This window comes from Paenibacillus sp. GCM10023250 (assembly GCF_042653205.1).
Taxonomy (GTDB): Bacteria; Bacillota; Bacilli; order Paenibacillales; family Paenibacillaceae; genus Paenibacillus_Z.
The window spans coordinates 1-1,806 of sequence record NZ_JBHSHY010000087.1 but is presented as its reverse complement, the minus strand read 5'-3'; the positions used below and the strand labels follow the sequence as shown (position 1 = coordinate 1,806).

1 protein-coding gene is annotated in these 1,806 nt (G+C 49.9%); it reads left to right on the top strand.

Features of this window, described 5'->3' with window-relative positions; translation table 11 throughout:
- Positions 1 to 113: 113 nt before the first annotated feature.
- Positions 114 to 1,409, top strand: coding sequence for an IS110 family transposase (locus tag ACFPB1_RS27325; RefSeq protein ID WP_379229375.1), 1,296 nt, complete (start codon positions 114 to 116; stop codon positions 1,407 to 1,409).
- Positions 1,410 to 1,806 lie beyond the last annotated feature (397 nt).

Here is a 1,806-nt window from a genome sequence, read left to right as displayed (position 1 = left end):
AAGGAGCCATTCCTGTAATGAATGAATTCGAGGTTTGAATGAAAAAAGCACCTTCTGTATACTGGGGAACGTTCCGACCAAAGAACAAATCCCAGCTCAGGAGGCACTCTACAATGAAGTATAAACACGCCAGGAAACAGAATCAACGAATTGAACAAATTACCGATTCAATTCTCGTCATCGGTGCAGACATTGCGAAGAAAACACACGTAGCCCGGGCCGTCGATTTCCGCGGAATCGAGCTAGGCAAGGATTGTGTGTTCGACAATGATCATCATGGCTTATCGAAACTTGTTGCGTGGATGAAGGAGCTTCAGCGGCAACATCGGAAGACGGGCATCGTCTTGGGGATCGAGCCCACCGGACACTACTGGTTTCCACTGGCCGAATTTCTTGAGCGAGAAGGCGTTAAGCTCGTCATTGTGAATCCGCACCACGTTAACAAAAGCAAAGAACTCGAGGATAATTCACCGACCAAGAACGATTACAAAGATGCGAAGGTTATCGCCGATCTGGTGCGTAACGGTAAGTATTCTGAGCCAAGGCTACCGGTCAGCATCTACGCTGATCTTCGGATTCTAATGAACCTTCGTGAGAAGGTCATGGTGAACTTGGGTCAGGTTCAGCGCCGGATTCAGAACTGGCTGGACCGCTTCTTTCCGGAGTATGGCCAAGTGTTTAAGGACTGGGAGGGTAAGGCTTCGCTCATTACTCTGAGTGAATTTCCGATCCCGAGCGAGGTTGTGGCGCTTGATGCTAGCACGATTGTGCTTCGCTGGAAGAAAGACGTAAAGCGCGCCGTTGGTTCAAAACGAGCGGTACAGTTGGTAGAAGCAGCGAGAACGTCTATTGGACTTACGCAAGGCGTCGCAGCTGCGAAGATTGAACTGAAGACGTTGCTCGAACAGTATGAGATGTTTGCCAAGCAGCTTGATGACATCATGTTGGAAGTAGAACGCCTACTCGCCCAGATCCCGGGGACAAAAGAGATGCTAACGATCCCTGGCGTTGCGACTGTAACGCTTGCCGGATTTCTGGCAGAGGTCGGGAACATGGGCGACTATGACCACGCGCAGCAAATTATCCGGCTTGCGGGCTTTAATCTCAAAGAGAACAGCTCTGGCAAGAAGAAAGGCAAGTCGACGATTACGAAGCGCGGCAGATCCAGGCTTCGGGCGCTGTTGTTCCGAGCGGTGATGCCGATGGTTGCAAAGAATGCTGAATTTAAAGCTTTGCACCAATATTTCACAAAGCGCAGCCAGAATCCGCTAAAGAAGAAGCAATCCCTTGTTGCGCTGTGCGGCAAGTTGATACGAGTGCTGTACACATTAGGCACCCAATGCATTCCGTACCACCCTGACGAAGTTCTAGGGCCGGTACGACAAGCCCAGCTACAGATGGCAGCTTAGTTCAAACCGATTACACGTTTCTCACGAGAACTTGAAATAAACCAACGACAATTGAAGCACGGAGCAGCCGTAGGATTTAATCCGTAAGGGCAACGACCCAGTAAAGGAGCAAGAAACGGCGTCCACACCTCGAGAGGCAGAACGAAGGAATGTAAGGGCTAAGACCCAGCGTGACATGGGAGGGTAAGCCGTCGGGGCAATGGAGTGGATATCCAGAGTGCGGTCATACAACTCGTCCACAGATTGGGAATAGCGTCTCAACCTCTGTTCCCGCAACCGGCACCTACAGAAAAATATGTCACAGCTACATGCTTTCTCCATCTCTCGAAATGGTGGATGGTTGAAAATCTAAGAACGAGTGAGAAAACGTGAGAAAACATTAAATTATAGTGGGAGG

Bases quoted from the DNA above. Each gene is read 5' to 3' on its own strand.
- ACFPB1_RS27325 (WP_379229375.1), top strand. From the start codon at position 114: ATGAAGTATAAACACGCCAGGAAACAGAATCAACGAATTGAACAAATT.